Annotated in this window: 19 protein-coding genes and 2 pseudogenes; 10 read left to right on the top strand and 11 right to left on the bottom strand. The window is 38.5% G+C overall.

The annotated features are described in order from the left end of the window. Positions 1-222: 222 nt before the first annotated feature. The 4 genes from M1F25_RS14570 to fhuB are packed head-to-tail and all read left to right on the top strand — an operon-like array spanning position 223 to position 6,006. Entirely contained in the window at positions 223-2,298 is a 2,076-nt protein-coding gene (locus tag M1F25_RS14570; RefSeq protein WP_094962104.1) for a TonB-dependent siderophore receptor, read from the top strand. Positions 2,299-2,346: 48 nt separating this feature from the next. Further along, on the top strand, positions 2,347-3,129 hold the full coding sequence (locus M1F25_RS14565; RefSeq protein WP_004261670.1) for an ABC transporter ATP-binding protein: 783 nt from the start codon (positions 2,347-2,349) through the stop codon (positions 3,127-3,129). Further along, positions 3,120-4,046, top strand: a complete 927-nt coding sequence (locus M1F25_RS14560; RefSeq protein ID WP_094962105.1) for an iron-siderophore ABC transporter substrate-binding protein — start codon at positions 3,120-3,122, stop codon at positions 4,044-4,046. The genes M1F25_RS14565 and M1F25_RS14560 overlap by 10 nt, the downstream gene beginning before the upstream one ends. Next, entirely contained in the window at positions 4,036-6,006 is a 1,971-nt protein-coding gene (gene fhuB / locus M1F25_RS14555; RefSeq protein ID WP_096863338.1) for a Fe(3+)-hydroxamate ABC transporter permease FhuB, read from the top strand. Before M1F25_RS14560 ends, fhuB begins: the two co-directional genes overlap by 11 nt. 234 nt (positions 6,007-6,240) lie before the next feature. Here the strand turns inward: fhuB and M1F25_RS14550 are convergent, their stop codons facing one another. After that, positions 6,241-7,221 (bottom strand): LacI family DNA-binding transcriptional regulator, encoded by a 981-nt coding sequence (locus tag M1F25_RS14550; RefSeq protein WP_112307232.1) that lies wholly within the window; start codon positions 7,219-7,221, stop codon positions 6,241-6,243. A 269-nt stretch (positions 7,222-7,490) separates the two neighbouring features. Between M1F25_RS14550 and M1F25_RS14545 the strand changes: the two genes are divergently transcribed. Genes M1F25_RS14545 through M1F25_RS14525 form a run of 5 tightly spaced genes read left to right on the top strand, consistent with a single transcriptional unit; the run spans position 7,491 to position 12,976 of the window. Beyond that, positions 7,491-8,408, top strand: coding sequence for a GNAT family N-acetyltransferase (locus tag M1F25_RS14545; protein ID WP_181488222.1), 918 nt, complete (start codon positions 7,491-7,493; stop codon positions 8,406-8,408). A 27-nt stretch (positions 8,409-8,435) separates the two neighbouring features. Then, positions 8,436-9,686 (top strand): MFS transporter, encoded by a 1,251-nt coding sequence (locus tag M1F25_RS14540; RefSeq protein WP_181488220.1) that lies wholly within the window; start codon positions 8,436-8,438, stop codon positions 9,684-9,686. Position 9,687: 1 nt separating this feature from the next. After that, the gene (locus M1F25_RS14535) at positions 9,688-10,764 is read left to right on the top strand and encodes a Gfo/Idh/MocA family protein (RefSeq protein ID WP_096863341.1); all 1,077 of its coding nucleotides are present in this window, start codon (positions 9,688-9,690) and stop codon (positions 10,762-10,764) included. After that, positions 10,761-11,825 (top strand): sugar phosphate isomerase/epimerase family protein, encoded by a 1,065-nt coding sequence (locus M1F25_RS14530; RefSeq protein ID WP_181488218.1) that lies wholly within the window; start codon positions 10,761-10,763, stop codon positions 11,823-11,825. Before M1F25_RS14535 ends, M1F25_RS14530 begins: the two co-directional genes overlap by 4 nt. A gap of 11 nt (positions 11,826-11,836) precedes the next feature. Continuing rightward, positions 11,837-12,976 (top strand): Gfo/Idh/MocA family protein, encoded by a 1,140-nt coding sequence (locus M1F25_RS14525; RefSeq protein WP_181488216.1) that lies wholly within the window; start codon positions 11,837-11,839, stop codon positions 12,974-12,976. A gap of 240 nt (positions 12,977-13,216) precedes the next feature. On the opposite strand, the gene M1F25_RS14520 is transcribed toward M1F25_RS14525, so the two are convergent. The 3 genes from M1F25_RS14520 to M1F25_RS14510 form a co-directional block, all read right to left on the bottom strand. Then, entirely contained in the window at positions 13,217-13,549 is a 333-nt protein-coding gene (locus M1F25_RS14520) for a DMT family transporter (RefSeq protein ID WP_371021498.1), read from the bottom strand. Between the two features lie 91 nt (positions 13,550-13,640). Next, the gene (locus M1F25_RS14515) at positions 13,641-14,942 is read right to left on the bottom strand and encodes an HdeD family acid-resistance protein (RefSeq protein ID WP_181488214.1); all 1,302 of its coding nucleotides are present in this window, start codon (positions 14,940-14,942) and stop codon (positions 13,641-13,643) included. Positions 14,943-14,969: 27 nt separating this feature from the next. Continuing rightward, positions 14,970-16,244, bottom strand: a complete 1,275-nt coding sequence (locus tag M1F25_RS14510; protein ID WP_181488212.1) for an MASE1 domain-containing protein — start codon at positions 16,242-16,244, stop codon at positions 14,970-14,972. A gap of 393 nt (positions 16,245-16,637) precedes the next feature. Here M1F25_RS14510 and M1F25_RS14505 point away from each other — a divergent pair, with 393 nt between their 5' ends. Further along, on the top strand, positions 16,638-17,402 hold the full coding sequence (locus M1F25_RS14505; RefSeq protein WP_181488210.1) for a phage baseplate protein: 765 nt from the start codon (positions 16,638-16,640) through the stop codon (positions 17,400-17,402). A 56-nt stretch (positions 17,403-17,458) separates the two neighbouring features. On the opposite strand, the gene M1F25_RS14500 is transcribed toward M1F25_RS14505, so the two are convergent. The 7 genes and pseudogenes from M1F25_RS14500 to M1F25_RS14470 form a co-directional block, all read right to left on the bottom strand. Continuing rightward, positions 17,459-19,081: a DUF6056 family protein gene (locus M1F25_RS14500; RefSeq protein ID WP_180312525.1), complete on the bottom strand. Its 1,623-nt coding sequence runs from the start codon at positions 19,079-19,081 to the stop codon at positions 17,459-17,461. Beyond that, positions 19,074-20,012 (bottom strand): annotated as a pseudogene (locus M1F25_RS14495) (glycosyltransferase family 2 protein). The gene M1F25_RS14500 and the pseudogene M1F25_RS14495 overlap by 8 nt, the downstream one beginning before the upstream one ends. Next, entirely contained in the window at positions 20,009-20,374 is a 366-nt protein-coding gene (locus tag M1F25_RS14490; protein ID WP_112307250.1) for a GtrA family protein, read from the bottom strand. The pseudogene M1F25_RS14495 and the gene M1F25_RS14490 overlap by 4 nt, the downstream one beginning before the upstream one ends. A gap of 826 nt (positions 20,375-21,200) precedes the next feature. Continuing rightward, positions 21,201-21,671 carry a hypothetical protein gene (locus M1F25_RS14485; protein WP_105881209.1) on the bottom strand — a complete coding sequence of 157 codons (471 nt, stop codon included), beginning with the start codon at positions 21,669-21,671 and terminating at the stop codon, positions 21,201-21,203. An 18-nt stretch (positions 21,672-21,689) separates the two neighbouring features. Next, the gene (locus tag M1F25_RS14480; RefSeq protein ID WP_105881208.1) at positions 21,690-22,511 is read right to left on the bottom strand and encodes a hypothetical protein; all 822 of its coding nucleotides are present in this window, start codon (positions 22,509-22,511) and stop codon (positions 21,690-21,692) included. Then, on the bottom strand, positions 22,504-23,418 hold the full coding sequence (locus M1F25_RS14475; protein ID WP_105881207.1) for an MvdC/MvdD family ATP grasp protein: 915 nt from the start codon (positions 23,416-23,418) through the stop codon (positions 22,504-22,506). Before M1F25_RS14475 ends, M1F25_RS14480 begins: the two co-directional genes overlap by 8 nt. A 452-nt stretch (positions 23,419-23,870) precedes the next feature. Beyond that, positions 23,871-24,271 (bottom strand): annotated as a pseudogene (locus M1F25_RS14470) (DDE-type integrase/transposase/recombinase); the annotation flags it as partial. Positions 24,272-24,325: the final 54 nt, after the last annotated feature.

Here is a 24,325-nt window from a genome sequence, read left to right as displayed (position 1 = left end):
ATTTTTTGCGTTTGTTAACTTAAATAATGACCTAATATTCGCATCGAGATCATTTTCGTTATTCTTGACTAATAATCTCCCTTCCTTATGTATGGTTAATTGTGTTTAATTTTATTTTTTTAATAACTATTTGTTATAAGCAAATATGCCAAATTGATTTTAATTTGACTTATTTTTAGGAATAATACTGAGACTTATTATTATTATCATTGGAACTATTTTGTGAAAAATTTAGGTTTATTTCGTTTACATCAGGTTGCCATTTTCACTCTGTTAGCGCTGGCTGTTCAAAACCAATCCATGGCAAATGAACAAAATAGCGACAAAAAAGACTCTTTCGTTGTTAGTGCACAAGCACTCAAAGTGAATACTGCGCTGCAAGAAACGCCAAAATCTGTTTCGATCATTACGGAACAAGATTTGACCATACATGCTCCGCAAAAAATTGATGAAGCACTTCGTTATACCTCGGGGGTTGTTGCACAACCTTATGGGGCTGATAATGATACGGATTGGTTCAAAGTTCGCGGTTTTGATGCCGCAACTTATTTAGATAATAGCCGGTTATATCGAGATGGCTACTACACTTGGCTACTTGAACCTTATGGATTGGAAAGTATTGAAGTCGTGAAGGGGTCATCAGCCGTTCTCTTTGGCGAATCCACTCCTGGAGGCGCTGTTAACTTAGTAACGAAAAAGCCATCTATTAATGCTAAAAATGAAATATTTTTAGAAGCGGGTAATAACGATCATCAAGCGCTAGGCTTTGATCTTTCTACAGCATCAGCCGATGCAGGTGCCCGCTACCGTTTAGTGGGAACGATGAAAAAATCAGATGGGGAACTCAAAGGCACGGATAATAAACGTATTTATCTGGCGCCAAGTGCGGCATTTGACTTGTCTGATCAGACTGTACTTACGTTAATGGGGACGTATCTGCACGATGATGGTACGCCCACGAATCCTTTTTTCCCAGCGGCGGGAACATTAATTCACTCTAATTACGGTAAAATTAAGCCATCAACCAATTTAGGTGAGCCTGATTACGATAAATACAAGCGGACTCAGTTCTCAGTGGGTTATTTATTAGAACATCAATTTAATGATGAGTGGCGTTTTGCGCAGCGTGTAAATTATGGTTACAACGACCTAACACTCAGAAGTGTTTATGCTTTCTTTAATGCAGACCCTACCGTGCAGGAATTGGGGCAAGGTATTGTTTTTCGCGATGGTAAAAACCAAAGTTTTAGTTTTGATAACAATATCGTCGGTGAATGGGATAGTGAGCGGTTTGAAAATACCTTACTTGCGGGTATTGAATTCCAATATCATCAAACCAAAGGCGATGAACAGGATAATTATGCTTTTGGTAAAATTAACCCGTGGAAGCCAGTTTATGGGCACTATACCCCACTTGACCCATCAAATAACATTCATCGCACTATTGATAAAACACAAGCTAGTATTTATTCACAATACCAAACAAAGCTTGATAGCAAATGGATTGGGGTCGTTGGTGCACGTTATGATTGGGTAAAAACTGAAAATAAAGCACATAAAAAAGCAGAAGATGAGTCTAGAAATGATGGGCAGATGAGTTTAAATGCGGGTTTAATGTATATTGCTGACAATGGCATTTCACCTTATTTAAATTACTCTCAATCTTTTGAAGTTCAATCGACAATCGACCCAACAACCCAAAAACTATATAAACCACTTAAAGGTGAGCAATTTGAAGCAGGTATCAAATATACACCTTATTTTATGGATGGTTATTGGAATATTGCTTGGTTCGATATCGAACAAAAAAATGCGTTAGTCACAACTCCTGAACACCCTGTTGCAACACAAACAGGTAAAGTCACTTCACAAGGTATAGAAACAGAACTATTTGCAAGTGTTACTGATAATTGGGATATTAAAGCGACATACACTTATACCAATGCGAAAACAGATCAAACAGGTGGTAAGGGACGTAAACAGGCTGGTATGATCCCCAAACATATGGCGACTGTCTGGACTGACTACGAAATTCCAATCGTGAGTAACCAGTCGTTAAAACTCGGAACTGGTATTCGCTATTATGGTCAATCAAAGGATAACCCAGCAAGCAGCAACCTTTCTGTTCCTAGTGCGACGCTCTGGGATATGGCCGCGATATATCAATTATCGAACAATTGGCAGTTCCAGTTCAATATGAATAACATCCTCAATAAAGAGTATGTTTCATCCTGTGATACCTGGTGCTATTACGGCCAATCGCGCTCATTTGTGTTACAAACAAAGTACACTTGGTAATTTTAAAAAAGGCATGCTAATAATGTTGGCATGCCTTGAGTCCTTTCTATGTTTCGATTAGCAAATATTAATATCGTTCGCGATCATCGTTCTATTTTATCTATAGATTCGTTAAATATACCCACAACAGAACTCACAGTGGTTCTTGGTCATAATGGTTCAGGAAAATCTACACTGGTTAATCTCCTTTCTGGGCAGATGGCACCGGATAGCGGGCAAATTGATTTAAATGGCACGAGTCTTTCTCAATATAAAACGAAAGAATTAGCGCAGAAAATCGCATATTTACCACAAAAACTGCCAGCCTCAGCGGGGCTGTCTGTGAAAGAACTTGTGCGGTTAGGGCGTTTTCCGTGGCGAGGTGCACTTGGTCGCTGGCAAGCTGACGATGAAATTATTATCCAACAAGCGATGGAGAAAGCTGGGGTTGAGGGGTTTTCCGCGAACTTAGCGGACAACTTGTCTGGTGGAGAGCGCCAGCGCGCATGGGTTGCCATGTTACTTGCTCAACAATCACCAGTTTTAATACTGGATGAACCGACTTCTGCATTAGATATTCACCATCAATACCAGTTAATGAATTTATTGAGTGAGCTTAATAAAGTTCATGGGATTGGTGTGATTGTGATCCTTCATGACCTCAACCTTTCTTTACGGTATGCAACACACATCGTGGCATTAAAAAAAGGGAAAATAGAATTTGAGGGAAAAAGCGTTCTTCTCCATGATGAAGCAAGGCTATCGTCACTCTACGATACTCCGATTAAATTAATACCACACCCTAGTTTTCCCGAGTCAGAACATCATAGGGTTGCTATCGTATGCGCTTAAGAATCAATTTGCTTGGCCTTATTTTATTAACAAGTACATTATTATGCTCATTTTATACACGGGCTTATTCTGTTACGGACAGTCGTGGTATTGTCGAGTTCAATTCGCCGCCTCAGCGCGTTGTGGTTTTAGATTGGGATTTGCTGGAACAGCTATTAACGCTTGAAATTACACCTGTTGGGGCCACGGAATTAGAGAGTTACCAGCAATGGGTTGTTGACCCAGCTGTTCCTTCTTCGGTCAAAGAGGTGGGTACGCGAGCTGAGCCTAATTTAGAGCAAATTGCCGCATTGAAACCTGATGTTATTATTGCAAGTAGCGCGCAAGAAGATTTACTGCCTTTATTGGAAAAAATAGCGCCAGTCGTTTATTTATCAAATTTTGCACGTCAAGATGATTCAGGGCTTGTAGCCATTGCTCATTTTAAAACGTTGGCTCGCTTATTTGAGAAGACGTCTTTTGCCGATGAATATTTAGTGAAAATGGATAAACGTTTTGCTGAATTAAGATCACAACTTGAATGTGCTTTTACAACGAAGCCAAGTGTTGCTGTTATCCGGTTTTCAAGTTTAAGCACTATTTTTCTTTATACTGAGAATTCAACACTCAATTATGTTCTTGAACAGCTTGCATTAAAGCCTGCTATTTTAGTCCCCGCACGTCCTTGGGGAATAGAGCAGAGACGAATAAATTCATTGCAGTTTATAAATGATGGGTACGTGTTATACATCAAACCATTTGTAGAAGAAAAAAAACTGAATGATTCCATATTATGGCAGTCGATGCCTTTTGTTAAACAAGGGCGGATAAATAGTGTTCGTCCCGTTTGGAATTATGGTGGTGTCTTTTCCTTGCAATTAATGGCGGAAGCATTAACAGAAAGCTTATTACAGGTTGCTCCTCATAATGACAACTAAACAGCACTCAATACTATTTTTTGTATTAATGGTGATCGCGCTGATTAACCTTCAGCTCGAACCTGGGGTTACACTCAGTCAGCAATTATTTTTAGTTATCCATCCAGCTTCAGCCGATACATTTGCTGATTATTTTTATTTATATGGCCAATTACCACGCCTTGCTATGGCATTATTAGTGGGAGCAACTTTTGGTTTATTGGGCAGTTTGATGCAGCAATTAACACAAAATAATCTTACTTCACCACTAACGTTAGGTTCATCATCCGGTGCTTGGTTAGCATTAGTGGTAGTCAATATTTGGTTTAGTAACGAGATTGGGTTATATCAAACGCTAGCTGCGATGGTGGGAGCATTACTTGCATTTGGTTTAGTAATATTAATTGCAGGTATTCGTAATATGACAGGCATTCCGTTAGTTGTTTCAGGAATGGTCATAAATATTTTGTTTGGTGCTATAGCGACTGCATTAATTACATTAAATTCGCAATTTGCACAAAATATTTTTATGTGGGGAGCAGGAAATTTAGCGCAAGATGGTTGGCAAAAAGTGGTTGGTTTATTACCTTTATTGTTCCCTGTTATTATTATTATCTGTTTCGCCCCACGTATTTTGACATTATTGAAATTAGGCCATGAGGGGGCTAAAGCTCGAGGCTTATCCGTTTTACCAACTTTTTTACTTTTTATTGTTTTAGCATCTTGGTTAGTAGCGGCGACTATTTCAACTGTAGGGGTTATTAGTTTTATTGGTTTATTAGCTCCAAATATAGTACGGCGAATGGGTAATATGAGTACAAGGCAAGAGTTATTAAATAGTGCAGTTGTAGGGGCTATTTTATTGCTTCTTGCAGACAGCGGGGCAATCGCACTAACAAATTACCTTAATATTGTGGTTCCTACGGGTGTAATGACAGCTGCTATTGGTGCTCCTTTATTGATCTGGTTTAGCCGCCGAACAATGACAGCCCAAGATCAATTATCGATAGGGTTATTACCAACAAAAATAATACTTTCTAAAACCACGGTATCTATTCTTATTTTATTGTTAGTAAGTGGAGTTGTATTTTCCCTTTGCTTACAAACGAATGGTGAACAATATTATTGGCAATTGCCGTCAAGTTTTCAATGGGATATTAAATGGCCTCGTTTATTAGCGGCGACATTTGCTGGATTAGCATTGAGTATTGCGGGGGTTTTATTACAAAGGATTATTTATAACCCGTTGGCCAGCCCAGATATTTTAGGGGTTTCTTCAGGGGCTACAGCGGCACTCGTTCTATTTAGCCTACTATTAGGCACGGCTATTCAAACCTCATTTTGGGGTGTTGCTTTAATCGGGAGCCTGATTGTATTAGGAATATTGTTATACCTAGGTAAACGGCACCAATACGCACCAGCAAGTTTAATTTTGACAGGGATCTGCCTAACGGCAACGTTAGAAGCTTTTGTTCAGTTCTTTTTAGCTCAAGGGACATTGAGTAGCTATCGGATATTATTATGGCTTTCAGGCTCAACTTATCGTGTGGAAGGGCAACAGGCCATTATTTTTTCAATCAGTGTTGTTGTGTTAACGATATTAGCGATCACGTTAAATCGTTGGCTAGTTTTATTATCAATTAGTCGAACATTTGCACAGGGAAGAGGACTAAATTCACAATTAGCGACTATATTGCTATTAATCTTAGTTGCATTATTGTGTGCCTTTGTCACTTCCACTGTTGGCCCCATTGCATTTCTTGGTTTAGTTGCACCCCATATGGCTTTTTTAGTTGGCGCTAAAAAGGCGAAACAACAACTTATTATTAGTGGGTTGATCGGCAGTATATTAATGGTTTGGGCAGATTGGCTAGGCCAAATTATTATTTATCCAACACAGATTGCGGCTGGAATTTTTGTCGCTATTTTAGGTGGTGGATATTTTTTATTGCTGATGGCGATGAATAAAATCAAGTCATAATTTATGGTGTAAATGTGGTTAGTTAAAGCCTTACTCAAGGCGAGCTAACTAACACTAAACAATGAATTTTGGGTAGTGTTGCATTGAAGGTTGTTAACGAAGGTACGACTTCTGTATTGATCAAAATATGGGTTGATACAGGAGACAAAACCGCTTTACTAGAAAAATTATAGCGTCGTTTCTTATCCGTATTATTTCAATATCACAGCTCCAGAATGGAAGTAAAAAAGTGAGTTAAGTTGAGCCGCGTTCAATTAATTGCCATTCGAGGATTTCATGGTTGTCATCGAGCTGCGGGTGCTTAATTTTATTGAGTAGCAGTTGAACGCTTCGGATGCCAAATTGATGCATCGGCTGCACAATGGTACTTAATGGCGGTGTGGTTACTTCACCGAAGGGCACACCATCAAACCCTAACACAGCAATATCATTCGGAATATGCAATCCCTGCTGATGCAAAACACTCATTGCACCGCCTGCGATGACATCAGAAATCGCGAATACAGCATCGGGTTTGGGCGCATTTTGCAGTAACTTTTCCATGGCCTTCGCCCCCGCGGTGTAATCTAATTCTTCTACATACTCGATTTTACAATATTCAAAGCCAAGTTCAGCGAGTGCTTTTCGATACCCTTGTTCCCGTTGTTGTGAATAGAGGTAACGCATATCACTGTTAATTAATGCAATGCGTTGGCGATTTTTCGCTGCTAAATGATAAACGCCTGCGCTAGCAGCTTGTGAATTATCAATAGTAACCGAAGAAGCACGAAATTCTGGATCCCCTTCACCACACTGTACCCACGGAAAATCCCCAATCATATCAGTAAGCCCCGGCAAACAACTCACAGCATCCATAGTGATGACGCCATCAACAACCTTACCTCTGAGTAAACTCAGATAAGCGGATTCACGCGTTGGATTGGATTCAGAATTACATAACAAAATATGATAGCCGTGGCGTTCCGCTTCTTCTTCAATACCACGTACAACCAATGAACAAAAGGGGTTAGTGATATTAGACACCAGCACCAATAGCATGCGACTACGCGAGGTACGTAGCTGGCGCGCTAATAAATTAGGTTGATAATTACACTGAGCGATGGCGGCGAGAACTTTATCTCGAGTTGCGGGTTTTACAATATGTTGATCATTCAATACCCGTGAAACCGTTGCGGCAGAGACTCCTGCAATTTTCGCCACTTTTTCTATCGACATTATTCACTTTTCCTTTTGTCTATTGCCATGCACAGTATGCAACATCGTGATGAAAAGTACGATTGATACAAGCAACTTGTGATGCAGATTGCAAATTTATCTTTTAGGTCATTATTGAACCATTCAGCTAGTTGCTGAAAGAAACAATTTGGCTATATTTTATAAATGAAATCGATTTCAGTAAAAATGTAATCGATTTCATTTTTGGATTTAGCTGCCATTTAGTGAAAAGCCTCATTTTATAAACAATAAAACATGAGAGGTAATGAATGGATATACAACTACAGCTTGCGAAATGCACTGATCGGAGTGAAGTCGCGCATTTGATTTATCACTCAACGAATGCCTGGTATCAACAACATGGTTTAGGCGCAATATTTCAGTCTGCGCCTGAAGAGTGCCATTTATTTGTTGATGTATACCAACAACTTGATCCTGACTACCACTGGGTAGCCCGTGATTCACAACTCAATATTCTTGGCTCGTGTTTTTTTCACCCACGAGAAACACATTTGGGCCTTGGGATTATGAATGTCCATCCCGACGCATTTGGACAGGGTATTGCAAAGAAATTACTGTCCAAAGCGGATGAATTAGCCGGAAATTTACCCATTCGCTTAATTTCAAGTGCCCTGAATTTAGACTCTTATTCTCTTTATCGCCGCGGCGGTTTTACACCTTATGCAATTTACCAAGACATGGTGATTTCAGTACCAGAGCAAGGCGTGAATCTCCCTCGCTTGACCGAAGGAATTGTGCGAGATGCTCGAACCGAAGACTTACCGGCTATTTTACAATTGGAAGCGGATTTATTAGGTATTAGTCGTCAGCGGGATATTGAATATTTTTTAAATGACACCAGCGGGTTATGGCGAATTGCAGTCTGGGAACATAACCAGTGCATCGAAGGTTATCTTGCCTCTATCGCACACCCCGCATCGAGGATGTTAGGGCCCGGCTGCAGCTATCGTGATGAGGTAGCGCTGGATTTACTCGGTTGGATGCTAGACAAACATCATCGTGGTGCGATGCCAGTCGTTTTAGTTCCCACAGAGCGAAGCGCACTGTGCCAAGCGCTATTACGATGGGGCGGTAGAATTTGTGAATTGCATCTTGCGCAAGTCAAAGGTGCTGTGCAGAAACCAAGCGGCGTGGTTATGCCGTCCTTTTTACCTGAAAGTGGCTAATAAAAAATAGAAATTATTGGGGGTCTTATGGGTACGAATAGTCTTGCTCAAGGTGGTAAAAATACTGCCCATGTATGGGTAGTACCGCGATTGGCGTTAATGATGTTCCTTCAATTTTTTGTGTGGGGGGCATGGTATGTCACGCTAGGGGTTGTCATGGGGAAATATGGTTTATCAGCAATTATTGGTGATGCCTATTCGACAGGGCCCATCGCCTCTATTTTATCTCCTTTTGTACTAGGGATGGTGGTTGACCGTTTTTTTGCATCACAAAAAGTGCTTGGCGTGCTGCATCTCATCGGTGCCGGTTTGTTATGGATGATCCCAAGTTACTTTACGGGGGACCATAGCGGTCTGTTATGGATAATCTTTGGTTATATGCTTTGCTATATGCCAACTATTGCTCTTAGTAACAACGTCGCCTTTTATAGTTTACCGAACAGTGAGAAAGCGTTCCCAGTTGTGCGTGCATTCGGTACATTTGGTTGGATTGTTGCGGGGCTGATTGTCGGTTCAACAGGGTTATCAGATAGTACAGAAATTTTCACCTTGGCGGCAGCAGCTTCGTTGGTGCTAGCGATTTACAGCTTTACATTACCACACACGCCAGCACCAGAGCGTGGTAAACCTGTAGCGATGCGCGACTTGTTATGCGCAGATGCGTTTGCCATGCTCAAGCAACGTCATTTCTTAGTTTTCATCATTTGTGCAATGCTGATCTCTATCCCATTGGCGGCTTACTATGCCTATGCGGCGCCATTTGTTGCGGCGACAGGGTTTACTAACGTTGGTGGCGTGATGTCTTTAGGGCAGATGTCAGAACTGTTCTTTATGTTATTGATACCATTCTTCTTTGCTCGTCTTGGTATCAAAGTGATGTTGCTGATTGGGATGCTATCTTGGTGCTTACGTTATGTCATGTTTGCCTTAGGGATTGCTGAAGAACTGGGCTGGATGATTTATATCGGTATTTTCTTACATGGTATGTGTTATGACTTCTTCTTTGTTATTGGTTTTATCTATACAGACAAAGTTGCTGGCGAGAAAGTAAAAGGGCAGGCGCAGAGCTTGCTGGTCTTGTTTACCTATGGTGTGGGGATGTTAATTGGTTCACAAATCAGTGGAATGCTGTTCAATAGCATTGTCACAACGGAAGGCGCAGCGGCTCTGCCACAATGGCAAAGTTTTTGGTGGTACCCAGCGATTGGTGCGTTACTGATTGCCGCATTGTTCTTCTTCACGTTCAACTATAAAGAAAAGCCAGTGGAGGAGAAATAAGATGGCAAATTTACGCGTCTTAGTCGTTGGTTGCGGCAATATGGGAGCCTCTCATGCAGAGGCTTACCACCGAATGGAGGGCGTTGATATATGCGGGCTGGTGGCTCGTGGTCATTCAAAAGATGCTCTCAATGAACATTTAGGTGGTGAATATGCCACGTTTGATAATTACGAACAGGCATTAAAAGCAACGCAACCAGATGCGGTTTGCTTAACGACATACCCTGATACGCATGAAGCTTATGCATTGTTAGCACTCAAGGCTGGCTGTCATGTGTTTATTGAAAAGCCGTTAGCCACTACGGTTGAAGGGGCTAAGCGCGTCATTGCTGCTGCTAAACAAGCCCATCGACAAGTGGTGGTGGGTTATATCTTGCGTCATCACCCATCATGGCAACAATTCATTCATCTAGCGCATGAGCTGGGTAAGCCATTAGTGATGAGAATGAATTTGAATCAACAAAGCCATGGGCAGATGTGGAATGTACACCGTAACCTGATGCAATCACTGTCACCGATAGTTGACTGTGGCGTTCATTATTTAGATGTGATGTGCCAAATGACCCAAGCTCAGCCAGTGAGTGTCAGCGCTATTGGCGCAAGATTGACCGATGAATTACCAGACAATATGTATAACTATGGTCAATTACAGGTTCGTTTTGATGATGGCTCAGTGGGTTGGTATGAAGCGGGTTGGGGACCAATGATCAGCGAAACAGCGTATTTTATCAAAGATGTTATAGGCCCTCGCGGTGCGGTTTCGATAATGGCTCGGCATGGAGAAGGAAATAGCGACAATGTTGATGGGCACACACGCACTGACTCTTTACGTATTCATTATGCAGAGCTTGATAAAAACAATGCTTTTAAACATCCCGATCGTTGGGTTGACTGCCAAGATGAGCCAGACCATTTGGCGCTGTGCCTAAGTGAACAACGTTATTTTATTCAAGCGATAACGGAACAATTTTCATTAGAACAGCATTTACAAGACGCACTCAATAGCTTGCGAATTGTTCTTGCTGCGGATGAAGCTGTGCGTACACAGCGCACTGTGATTTTAGGGAGTGAGTCATGAAAACAATCCAAGGTCCAGGTATCTTTCTAGCACAATTTATTGGCGAGAAAGCCCCTTTTAACTCATTAGAAAGCCTTGCTGAATGGGCATCAAGCCTAGGTTTTACATATATTCAAGTGCCAACGATCGACCCACGTATCTTTGATTTAGACTTGGCAGCCACAAGCCAAACTTATTGCGATGAGTTGGTTGCCATGTTACAGCAATATGGTATTCAGATCAGTGAATTATCGACTCATATACAAGGCCAATTGATTGCGGTACATCCAGCGTATGACACTGTTTTTGATGGTTTTGCCCCAGTGAGTGTCAGAGGTAATCCTCTAAAGCGCCAACAGTGGGCGGTGGAGCAACTCATCAAAGCGGCAAAAGCCTCTCAGCGCCTAGGGCTAGTTACACACGTGACTTTCTCAGGCGCACTGGCGTGGCCTTATTTTTACCCTTGGCCCCCTCACAATGCGCAACTATTTAACGAAGCATTTGCTGAACTTGCGCTGCGTTGGTTGCCTATTCTGAATGTGTTTGACGAGTGTGGCGTCGATGTATGTTACGAGTTGCATCCAGGGGAGGACTTACACGACGGCGTGACATTTGAGCGTTTTCTTGGGCTTGTGGATAACCACCCGCGTTGCCATATTCTCTACGATCCAAGTCATTTATTGCTCCAGCAAATGGATTATCTTGCGTTTATTGATTGCTATCATCAACGCATTCGTGCATTTCATGTCAAAGATGCGGAATATTCACCAAATGGCCGTAGCGGTATCTATGGCGGTTATCAATCATGGGTTGAGCGTGCAGGGCGTTTTCGCTCATTAGGGGATGGTCAGATTGATTTTGTATCTATTTTCAGCAAATTAACTCAGTACGGTTTTTCCGGTGTCGCTACAATGGAATGGGAGTGTTGCCTTAAATCCCCAGATACCGGGGCGAAAGAGGGAGCCGATTTTATCGCCAATCATATTATTCCAGTGGTTGATCATGCCTTTGATGATTTTGCAGTGGTAGATACTAATCTTCAACAAATCAGAGCATTACTTGGGATCGTAAGTGATAAATAAAGGATAAGGCGATGAGACTAAAGCTGGGAATGGTTGGGGGCGGGGAAGGTGCATTTATTGGTGCAGTGCATCGATTAGCGGCTCGTATGGATGATGAGTTTGAGTTAGTTGCAGGCGCATTTTCTTCAAACGAGCAAAATTGTCAACGTACAGGGCAACGGCTGCATCTTGCGCCTGAACGTTGTTACGCCAGTTATCAGCAAATGGCGCAAAGTGAAGCCGCACGTGATGATGGCATTGATGTTGTTGCGATTGTCACGCCTAATCACCTGCATGCCCCTATTGCCGTTGAATTTTTGCGCTCAGGTATTGACGTTATCTGTGATAAACCATTGTGTACATCATACTCAGAAGCTTTGCAGCTTGCTGATGTTGTGCGAGAAACGGGTAGGCAACTGATTCTCACGCATAATTACAGTGCTTATCCGTTAATTCGTGAAGCGCGCAGCCGGATATTAGCAGGGGAACTAGGAGAAATTCGTTATATTGAAGTGGAGTATTTGCAGCAGTGGTTAGCAACACGATTAGAGGAAACTGAAAACAAGCAGGCGAATTGGCGTACCGATCCAAAAAAAGCGGGGGCGGGCTGTATCGGCGATATCGGTACTCATGCGTGGCAGTTAGCTTCATTCGTCACAGGGATGTTACCAGAGTCCATTCGTGCTGAACTCACATCAATGATCCCTGGAAGAGTGCTAGATGACGATGTGCGTGTGCAAATGCGTTATCACAACGGAGCAAAAGGGCGTCTATGGGCGAGCCAAGTGGCTTGTGGTGAAGAAAATGGGTTGCGACTACGCATATATGGCAGCCAAGGGAGTCTTTCATTTTCCCAAGAAAATCCTAATCAATTATGGTTAAAACCGTTTGATTCGCCCATGTACTGTGTGTCACGGGGATCAATGTCTCAATGGGAGGAAAACCGTGCGATGTCAAGGGTTCCAGCCGGGCATCCCGAAGGATATTTAGAAGGTTTTGCACAGATTTACCGTGAGGCAGCAACACGTTTACGCGAGGGAGGTGGCGCATCACCGCTATTACCGGGTATTGAAATTGGCCTACAGGGGATGGCTTTTATTGATGCTGCAAAACGTAGCGATGATAACTGTGGTCAATGGATTGATTTTACGCAATATCGTTGCTCATCATAATCTCTGTGATGGATGGTATGAGGCTAATGTGAAATTGAGAGTACTATCACCGAGTTAAAAAAGAAACCCAGCCAGAAAATATGAAATTTGCTGACATATTATCATATTAATGAGTTGGTAGAATCCCGTTAATTACAGTTATAACCTCTGTGTAATATATTACCACACAGAGGCTGTAATAATGATTTTCTCTTTGTAATTGTCGTCATTTAATCCATTCTTGTTGAGTAATTTCGACACTCAATGAGTAATTGATTTAGAGAACAGCTGGATAATAACAATTCCCAGCGCAATGCATGCCAGACCAATTAATGCTGGAAAATCAAGTTTCTGTTTATAAACAAAAAACGATAATGCTGAAACAAGAAATATTCCTGCTCCAGCCCATATCGCATAGGCGATACCAATATTCATACTTTTTACAACTTGGGATAAGCCATAAAAAGAAATGGCATAACCAATAACGACAATAATACTGGGCACCAACTTGGTAAACCCATCAGACGCCTTCATCATGGTTGTCGCGGTTGTTTCAGCTATGATAGACACCATTAAGATTGCGTACACTTTCAGCATAAAAACCTCTTTAACTTATTTAACAAACATTCCAAAATGACAATTCTAAACTATGTTTGAGATAAAAATGTCATCATAGCTATGAAACTCAACGCCTAAGTAAGCGTTTATACCAAGGGACAGGAACAGGGTGTACAATAGCCCGCAAAGCACGTGCATAATCCATAATTAATCCTGGGGTCCATGCCATCATCAGCGCACGCCGACGAATTTGAGCCGCAATCCATAACTCTGGCATACAAAGTACATTTAAAATTCCGATAAAATCACTTCTCTTTTGCATAGACAAAACACCATCCAACGCAGCTTCCAAACCATATGCAACACTGCTGGAACAGTTTTGATATGTTAGGTTATAAATAGGATACTGGCGATATTTTTCCCAAAAACTCAATAAAGAAGCATAGTTATAAACATTGAAAACAATCTGTCTGTCAGATTCACACCATTCGGATGCTTCAGCTTGATAATTAGGCAAGAAACGCCCCGGAACGTTATTATCAGCGGTTGCTTTTAGTAGCCTGAAAAACTCTGATGGCGAGCGATCAATATCTTCTTTAGGGTATAAGCTGATATAGAGGTGCGGATAGAGTTCTAGAGATGCATGCCCCGTAGAGATTACCCCCTCAGAATCAACAGCCGCAATATAACGATTAATAATTGGCCGTGGTACAGGACGTTGGTTTGCGGAGCCTTCGGGGGTCCAGATATGAACAGTCAAAATAGCATCTTGTTCAGTTGATCTATTTAAAGTAGGGGACTGTAGGTTCTCTGTCATTGGCCGCGTTGCCCCTTTTTTCTTAAACGACACAGGTAAAGGACGCATCAGTTCAAATATGGATGTTCCTCGTTGGATATGACGGGCTCGAAATGCTAACTTCAGGCATCCAAATCCACTTCCTATCATCAAAAAGCCGATGAAAAAAGAAATTGTTGCTTGGTGATGGGTAAACAGAAAAAAGGCAAACAGCATTTCAATTACGCCCCATAACAGGATTAATTGCCATCCAGGAAAACGTACGATCCAAGCTGATGCAACAACAAACAATCCGGTAATAAAAAAAACAAAACCGAACATCGCTGACAGTAATACATTGCTATATGTTTGATTAATTAAGATAACCAATGCACAGAATAAAAACAAACCACCTTTAAAGAAAAGTATCGTTTTTTGTGTCCCAATTCCACTTGAAGCGACACTTAATGTGATCAGACTTTCAAGTAACAGTAGAATACCAAACAAATGTATTGGAAAAAAAAGAATACCATCAACACCATCAATGAAAATAAAGATACCAATAAAACACCAAAGGAGCCCAATCCCCCAGAGGTAATGTGCTTTTCCTCTGATAAATTCGGCACCGAAAAGTAATAATGCAATTTGTAGCATCACTTATCCTTTGTTATTACATCAATTTTAGGATACTTCACCCAAAATAAACCAATTCCCAACAATCATTATTGGCTTGTTATGACTAAAAATAACACTTCCACGATCTTCTATATTCCACCAACGACCTTCTTTATCTTTCAAACAAAAGGTTATTATTGGAAGAGTGGTCTGAGCTTGCTCTTGTTCCCAATGTCGAGCGAGTTTTTCTCGGTCGTCAGGGTGAATAGATTCCATAATTTGCCTTAGATCGGAAAGGGTTATTAAATCAGCCTTCGGATATGAACAATCTGTATTTCCCCATTCTATAGCAACATTATCTAGATTAAGTTGATATACTAGGTGCTGCGGTTTATAAGCCCCTTGTGTGTCATCAATTCTATGAGTACTTCGAGCGACAACCCGTAAAAAAACCATTAATAATGATATTACAGTCAAATATCCCTGTATTAACCACAGTGATTCATGGCGAAATAGGCCATGAAGGTAAAAAGGTCCTTGCTGATTACGAGTGTAATAGATTGTAATAGTGGCAAGTATTAATAGTGAGATTGATCCTCCTCTGTTTCCCCATAGCATAGACAGGGTAACAGCAAGCAAAATAGGGATGCAGAGTAGTGATAATTTAGCAGTATTACGATGCTGATGAAAATAGGAATAGTACATCTGTATCGCAGTATCATTGAATATTAATATTGTGCTAATAATAAGAAGAATAAAAACAATACTTCCCCAAATTATATTAATTTTGAAAGAAGGCACCACCCTTTTGAAATGGGTATTAATTAGCCCCATAATCACTGTTGTCGCAAATATGTTGCCAGTAATATCAGCAATAAAACCATCCCAGAAAATATCATTAAGTGATGTATTATCAAACCAATACAAACTGATAGAAAATAAAACTGCATCTGCAAAACTGACAATTATTACTGCCGATAGCCATAACAATATTAGTTGCAGATCATCTCCTCTATGAGTATACCTACGGACAATCCAAGCAATAGCAATACAAGAAAGTACAGCTAGAGCGGCGTATATAAGTGAAAGGGTGATTTGCTCATTATCGAAGCCATTCAGAATCAAGTTTAATACAACGAAGCCAATCAGTAATGGTAACCATTGGCGCTTGTGCATACATAAAAAAGCGGTTGTTGCGACACCCGCAGGAAACCAGACAACAGAAATATCTGAATTCTCTGGTGTAAGTATTTCGGAGATTTCACCTGTTACGTAATAAAGTAATAGCCATCCTATTATTACGATTAGTGTGGTCTTATTTGATAGCAAGGATGTTTTCATAGTTTATTTCAGGTTATACATCATAAAGTTATGTTTGGCCTTATCTTAACGCAAAAAGGTCTACATCATTTCTCTTTTCAAAAAATATCAAAATGATATCTTGAGGTATAGCTATTATTATATTTTCTCCTGTATTTTTAGGCACTTTTTATTTCTTATTTTAGTATGAGTTCGGCTCTGTAGGTACTTCAATGAACATTACGCTCCCAGTCAAAGCCAATAGCACCCCAAATCTGAATTTTTTAAAATATAAAACATGGCTTGTTGTTTTCATAGACAGCTATTTGTGGAAGATACCCAACATCATATAAAGCAATACTCGAGCAATAATGGCAAAAATTGAACGTGTTCACCACAATTAAAAATAGCTAACTATGTCCCGCAGGGAATTATGTGCTCAAAGGCGAGAGTTATACCAAAGCGGAAGGGGATATGCGGTGCCAAGCTAAGGCGAGTTATCAGTCATCGGGGGGATATGCAATAAACACAGCACTCAATAACGGGCTTAATACTAAGCTAAACACGAGTAGTGTTGACCAATCAACGGACGAATCAACAACGAGTGTGATGAGCGAGAAGGCCGTCAGCGATGTATTACAAAACGCGGTTAACCTGAATACGGTCTATCCCGTTGGTATTGTTGTGTGGTTCGCGCAAAACAAGAACCCCAATACGTTATTCCCTGGTACAAAATGGCAGTATATTGATGAAAATAAAACCATTAGTTTAGCCGAGACAAGTGGCTCGAATGTTTTCACACCAGGTGGTTTGGATTTAGTGACCATTGGTAAAGGCCATCTACCCGTAGTGCCATTAAAGTATTTAGGAACAACTGTAAGTAGCAGAGGGCATACTCATACCCGAGGAACGATGAATATCACGAGTGAGATTGGATATATCCGGAGTGATAATGCTATTCACTCTATGGCAACAGGCGCTTTTAGTCTTGCTAACGGGGGAACTGGCTATAATGGTAATAACACAACTAGCGGCTATAAATATGTATTTAACGCATCTAAAACATGGTCAGGTGAAACGTCTAATAGTGGAGCACACACGCATACCTATTCAGGTGACACGGAAAACCTCGGTTCAGGAACGGCCTTAACAGTTACCAACGCCTATACCATGTTGATGAGGTGGTATCGATTAAGTTAAGTGCTATTAGTAAATAAAAGTGTGGCGTGCATTGTAATATGCACACCACACTTAAATTAAAAGATTACTTGTTGCTCAATTGTTTTTTTGTTATCCATATCTACAATGAAATTAATGGATTTTATATTTTTAGGTGAAACTGGAATAGTGAAACCAACTAAATTCATACCATAAATAGAGTCTATCTTGTTATTCTCTTCAGTATGTATTCTATTTTTGTCATCCATTACTATTATTCTATAGCTTTCATTTGACATTAACTTTTTGTTATCAACAAGTTGTAGGGCTATAGTTGTTCCTTTTAAAAATCTATCTTTACCTAAGAATAGATTTGAAACATTTGTATTTGTTACATTAGGTAGTGGCAGTTTTATTCCATCTAAAATAACTGCGTAGTTATAGTCTATTTTATAGGTTTCAATCGGATGGCTAATATTAAAGTATTCAGCCATTGCATTAGGATTATGATATAAATCCATTTCGTCACCACCTCTGAAAGAGCGTGGATAGTAATACTCGGGTATCTTATCGGTTTTAGAATCACCAATTATTTCTTCGTTTATAGCATAAATTCTTATTTTCTCTTGAGTCGTTATTGTATTATATGAATAAACCATTTGAATATATGAAAAAATGAAACCACAAAGAGTTAAAATACCAATAAAATATGTAATTGCGATTCCTCTTTTATTTTTCATACTAAATGCGTATCCAATAGAAAAGGAGCATGAAATAACATAAAAAAGGTGAGCGCCACTCAAAGACCTAGTAGGAAATGTTGGGGATGCAACCATGGAAAATATACTTAAAAAGCCTAATACGATAAACAATAATGAAAGATAAAAGCTTTTTGACTTCTTTTCACCTACATAAGTTAGCAGTAAAAGTAATGAAGCAACTAGTACCCCCCACGTTTTAGTAAATGAATGTGAAAGTTTATCCGATAAAAAATATGTGATTTTTTCTATCGTACTGAGGGAGTAAAAGTCAGTGAAAAGAGCGGCTCGATGAAAATTACCAGGGCTCGAAATCAAAGTTACAAACCCAAGTATAACAAGTACAGATGAAAAGATAATAAGTCTGTTTTTATGTTTAAAAAAAACATAACAGGAGGTAATTACTGAAATGGCAACTATAATCCAACTCGTATTTTCATTACTGCATCCAGCAAAAAAAGAACTGATTATGAGAGGGATTAGGCACTTTTTATCATCAAGATAACGAAATAAAAAATAAAGATAAATAACAATAAATAAATTTGTGACAAGATAATTTGCTGCACCAACAACCCAAAAAACAATTTGACCAAGAGCTGGATTTGTAACCCAGTAAATTGAAAATAAAACAATAAACTGTAAAAAAAATGTTTTTTTACTTGTGTCAGAGTTACTACTTATTTTAGTAATTAAAAAGATCATCATTGTTAATACAAATGCAATCATACTATTTTTTAGTATGTTAGAGTCTGATGTAAGAACTAGAGTGCTAAAATAGTCTGATACAAATCTTCCACTCCATGAAAGGTAGTGAGATACATGAGCAGATAATGAATTTCCTTTAATATAATACACATAGTCATCAGAATGCATAGGTGTATAGTATTCGACTAAAAAAATAAGCGAAAAGACAATTAGGACACTTATGTAGCCTAAATTAATACGTTTTAAGTAGTTAGTCATTTTTGTTCTCAATATAATCTGTCTTTTTTAGCAAGTATCTAGGCCTTGCTTTGCTTTCAGTATAAATACGACCAATATACTCACCGAGTACACCAATACCAATAAGCTGAACTCCACCTAAAAATAGAATAGAAACAAGTAATGAAGGATAACCAGGAACAGGATTACCCCAAATTAATTTATCTACCATCATCCAACCACCATAGATAAAAGATGCAAAAGCAACAAATAAACCAATGTAAGTCCAAACGCGTAATGGAAAAGTAGAAAAACTCGTTATACCTTCTAAGGCTAAGTTCCATAATTTCCAGCCATTAAATTTACTTTCTCCAGCAGATCTTTCTGCTCTATTGTATTAAACAACATCAATTTTTCCACCCACCCATGAAAGGATACCTTTCATGAATAAATTACGCTCAGGTAATAATTTTATATATTCGACACTCTGACGAGATATCAACCTAAAATCGCCAACATTCTCTTCAATTTCAGGCGCGCTAATTTTATTATGGAGCTTGTAAAACCATTCAGCTGTTTTGCGTTTTAACCATGTATCACTAGTACGATTAGCTCTTTTTGCGAGAACAATATCTGCGCCTTGTTGCCATTTATCTATGAGCTGAGGAATAACATCAATAGGATCTTGAAGGTCTACATCAATAGGTATTACAGCTTCTCCAGTTGCGTATTCAAGGCCCGCAAACAAAGCCGGTTCCTTTCCAAAATTTCGCGTGAAGTTTAAAGGGATCACTAAAGGGTCAGCAATAGCTAGTGCATTGATAATATTTTCAGTGCTGTCCTTACTTCCATCATTTATGAAGACTATTTCGATATCATATTGATTAAGAATCGGGTGTTCTCTTACTGACTTATAAAATATAGGGATAGCTTCTTCTTCGTTATAAACTGGTACTACTAATGATATTTTCATTGTGGAGTATCTCTGAAAACAAAGATTTTGGAGTAAAGGAAACCTAATACGAGGCTAATCGAAGAAAAAATTATTAAAGTTGCTATAGGGGGGAATTGTAGTTGGTCTGAAACATAACCAGTCAAGTAACTTAATAGCCCCATAAATAAGGTAAATGATAAGTATCGTGCTGTAGTCGCTTTAGCTTTGAAGGTGAATTTTGCATTAGCAAAAAAGGAAAAACTGACAGCAGCTATGAAGCCTATTAAGTTAGCTATAGCTTGAGAGGTTGAAAGGAACACTGTCAGTAGCCCAAAAATGGACCAATGTATAAGAGTGTTTAAAATTCCAACCGAAAAGTATTTAGTAAATAACTTAATCATTTCAATCATTCGTATTGAGAAGAGAATAAGTAATTTAGTATACCTGAATATACCTACTGATGCAGCAAACTGATAAGGAGAGTTTATGTGAAATGTCGTGTTAGTCTTACTTTATTCTCCACCAAATTGCGAGGCGGAAAAGCAAGCCTATATTATAAAATAGGGGAAATGGGATTTTACTACAGTACCACTACGAACTATTTATATTTTGGTATAAGTGTGAATGGTAGGTGTACTCAGAAAGCAATAAAAAAGCCCACTGAAGTGGGCTTTTAGTAACTTTCAAATGCGCGTGCATTTCACGTGCACTTTCTAGTCTTAATGTTGCCAGTGTCTAGTCCAACTGATTTTGCTAACTTCCTGTTTTTAAACCTGTTGTCCTATCACTGACCCGCTGGCGGAGTCTGAATTCGTCGCTTAACTAAATGATTTTATAGTGCTAATGTTCAATTCAACTTTTCAAAAGTGCCTAATAAGGTGCCTAAAAACATTTTGATTGTTTTTTATGCATCGAAGTTAATGAGATATTTATTCATCGTAGTTTGGTATTTTATCATTTAGTGAAAGAATTGCTACTTTGCTATGTAATGTGTATAAAATATTACGCATTTTTTATACTTTATAAAAACAGTTTGGATTTTACTTATAGATTAAAGCTATTGAACTACAGTACTTAATGTTAGCACAATCGTACTTATGTCAATGCTAAAGATAAGGCGAACAGTATTAGTAAGAGTATAAAGAGGTAAAATTAAGTATCTAAAATAAATGATTGCCCGACCGAATAACTAGGGAAGGGCGCAGCATCTAAGGCTCATTTTAACAATTATTCATCGTTATCTGATTGCTCAAGCACTTTGGTAATGATTGTTGTATCGGATAAGAAATAGGATATATGGTCGGTATCAGATGTTTCTAATTCACGAGTTTCAACAGTAGTAAATAAATTGAGTTCATCGTTATCGGAGTTTTCTATTACAGCTGTTTCAATTGTACTCATATAGTAAATTTCATCATGGTCTGAGTTTTCAATAGCTTCAGTCGATACTGTGGAAAAAGCGATTAGTTCATCACGATCTGAGTTTTCTACAATATTAGTATGTAACGTTGAATATGTGCCAATCTCGTCACGATCGCTATTTTCAATAGTTTCTGTAAGTGTTGTCGACAATCCTAGGATTTCATCATGGTCATCTGGCTCAATAGTAAATGTTTTTCTGGTAGAATCAATGGGATGCATGAGATTTGATTGCTTTATGGTCAGTGTTTCACTGTAATTCATGATATATGGTTTCATTTGGTGCAGCTCCGTTCATTATGATATAAAAGTGGAAAAATGAGTCTGTAAATACACTATATAATAATCATATGTGTAAGAAAAAAAGTTGCTTAATATAAAAATACTTAGCCAAGTTAGAATGCATGCGCCTATAAGACGGTACAGGTATTTTTCTATATTTTTCACTAAACTAGCGTAATATCGAACGGCATCTTTTATATCATACCAATCTCTATAAAAAGCTGTAGATAAAGCTGTTTCTTTTGAGTTTTTTTTCAAATCACCAAAACTCGATTTATAGAAGGAGCTAACAGCAATTGCTTTTTTAATGAATAATGTCAAATTTGTTGCATAAACTAGAGATAAACCCCATAAAAAATAGGACGATAATTTTATATAAAAAAAGGTTTTAAAGTTCACAATTTCTGTAAGTAAAAAACCTAGGAAACCGAATAAAGCTAATCCGATGGTAGAATAAAATGAAACTTTATTATGTAAGGAGTAAAGAGAGCCAATGCTTTCTGCTATCCTGATTTTTAGAAACTCTTCTTGTTGAATTTGTTGTAGGTTAGTAGATGTTCTCAAGTATAATTCATAGCTTTTTACTTTTTCCTCAACCTCACTTGGTTCAACTCGGCTTTGTAATTCATCAAAAGAAATACACTTAAAAAGATTGAATTTATTATTAACTCTATCTAGCGAAATTACATAAATTATATTTCCCCCAATAGGTATTGAAAATAAAGAAAATCTAGCGGTACTGAAATTATTATAAGTTCCAAAATTATCATCATTTGATATATGTAATATGGGTAAGGCATTTAATAGTTTTAGAAAAAAAGTGATAATGCTAATCATGATTTAAATACTCCACTATAGCTTTAGAGATATCACAACCAACTTCAAATTCTAACCATGCCCATTGTCCATTTGCATTCATTTCAAGAAAGTACCAATCACCATCACTAACGATGAAGTCAAAACAGCCAAAATAAATGCTATTTTGAGACATGAAAGCCAAGCATTTTTTGTGGATATCCTTTGGAATATTGATTAATTCATATTTTAATTCATTATTTATTTTACGCCAGTCAACTTGATTTTTAGAAATTATTTTTACCGTGAAATCCTGTTTTGAAATAAATGTGGCTCTAACTTCATAATCTTTTTTTATATATTCTTGGAAATATGCGGGAGAATACTTTAACCCATCATCATTGATGTTTGGATTGTATTTATTAGTCTGTACATATTCTTTTTTATTGTTGTTTAAAATAGAACCAATAGATATTGGTTTAACAATGGTGTTATTTTTTTCTAGTTTATTAATCTCTGATTTGTTATTGGTAATAGTTAATTTTGGAATCAAGAAGCCTACTTGCTGAGCAATTTTTATTTGTAATATTTTATTATCAGCTCTACGCATAATAGATGGTTTTGATAGGCAAGGACCTGAAAAGCTTTCAACTATACCATCAATAAGTGAATGGCTTTCTTTGAGACTAAATGTATGATATTTAGAATCAATGATGCCAGTAAGATTTTCTGATGCTGGTTTTCTATAATAAATTGATTTACAGCTAGTAGTGCTGATTTCTTCACCTAGACTATTTGTAATTTTAAACCCAGATAAATCATAACTAACTTTGTAAGTTGAAAAGTAATCTGTATTTAAACGGAAAAAATTTATATTTCTATAACGATTAATTATATAATCACATGTACGATCATAACTGCTCGTGACTATTAAAATTTTGTTTTTCATTACAATTCTCTATTTAAAACATCTAAATTAATTCTACATAATACATTGAAAATTTTGAAGGTTGTTGAATTCAAACTGGTGATTTGTTAGATAAATAAGCCAAATCGACTAATAAACTGGATTTTACCGAAAGATACTACTGCAAAGTTGAACAGTAGTATCTATTTTAGAGTATTGACTTTATTTAGATATATTACGATAGGAATACTACTTTTTTCCGGCGACCGACATCTTAGCCAACTCTGGATTATTGGCCTGAAAGATGGATAGTGGTAATTCAACCTTACGATCGTTTTAATCTTCCACCGCTTTAATCTCATTGGTCCTTGTGAAAGAGGTAGTACAGTTCATCGGAAGGCTATGCCCTATCATCGGCCTTGAGTTCCCAAATGATTAAATCCAGTTCTGGCAATAAGTTATGGTATAGCGAGTGGTATTCTCTATCTCGCTCAAGGCTTACCTCTTGATTCAAAAGCCATTGATAATACTTTTCCTGCGAGTTGGCTATCGGGTGAAAATGGCATCCTCAACCAACGGGTTTTCTAGCAAATAAATCCATCACAACAGCAAGATATGTCCAGCGGTTATTCGCCCAAAGATACGTTACATCCCCCACAAAAATTTGGTTTGGCTTTGTGATGGTAAATTGACGACTTAAATAATTCGGTATTTCAACGTGCTCAAAAACTGCTTTTTTATACCGATGCGTTGGCGCGTGGCAATTTACTAAATCTAATAATTTCATTTGATTTGTCGCTCGATAACGTGATAATTTCGTCCCTTTTGCGGTGATTATATCCGCAATTGCCTGAGAGCCCGCTGAACCTCGAATTCGTTCATGAGCTTCACGCACTTTAGCACACAGCTATAGTTACTTTATCGTCACTTTATTTGAGCGACAACACCA

This window comes from Providencia sp. PROV109, from assembly GCF_033681625.1.
Lineage (GTDB): Bacteria > Pseudomonadota > Gammaproteobacteria > Enterobacterales > Enterobacteriaceae > Providencia > Providencia hangzhouensis.
Note: the sequence above shows the minus strand (reverse complement) of the source record. Positions and strands in the feature narration are given on the sequence as shown.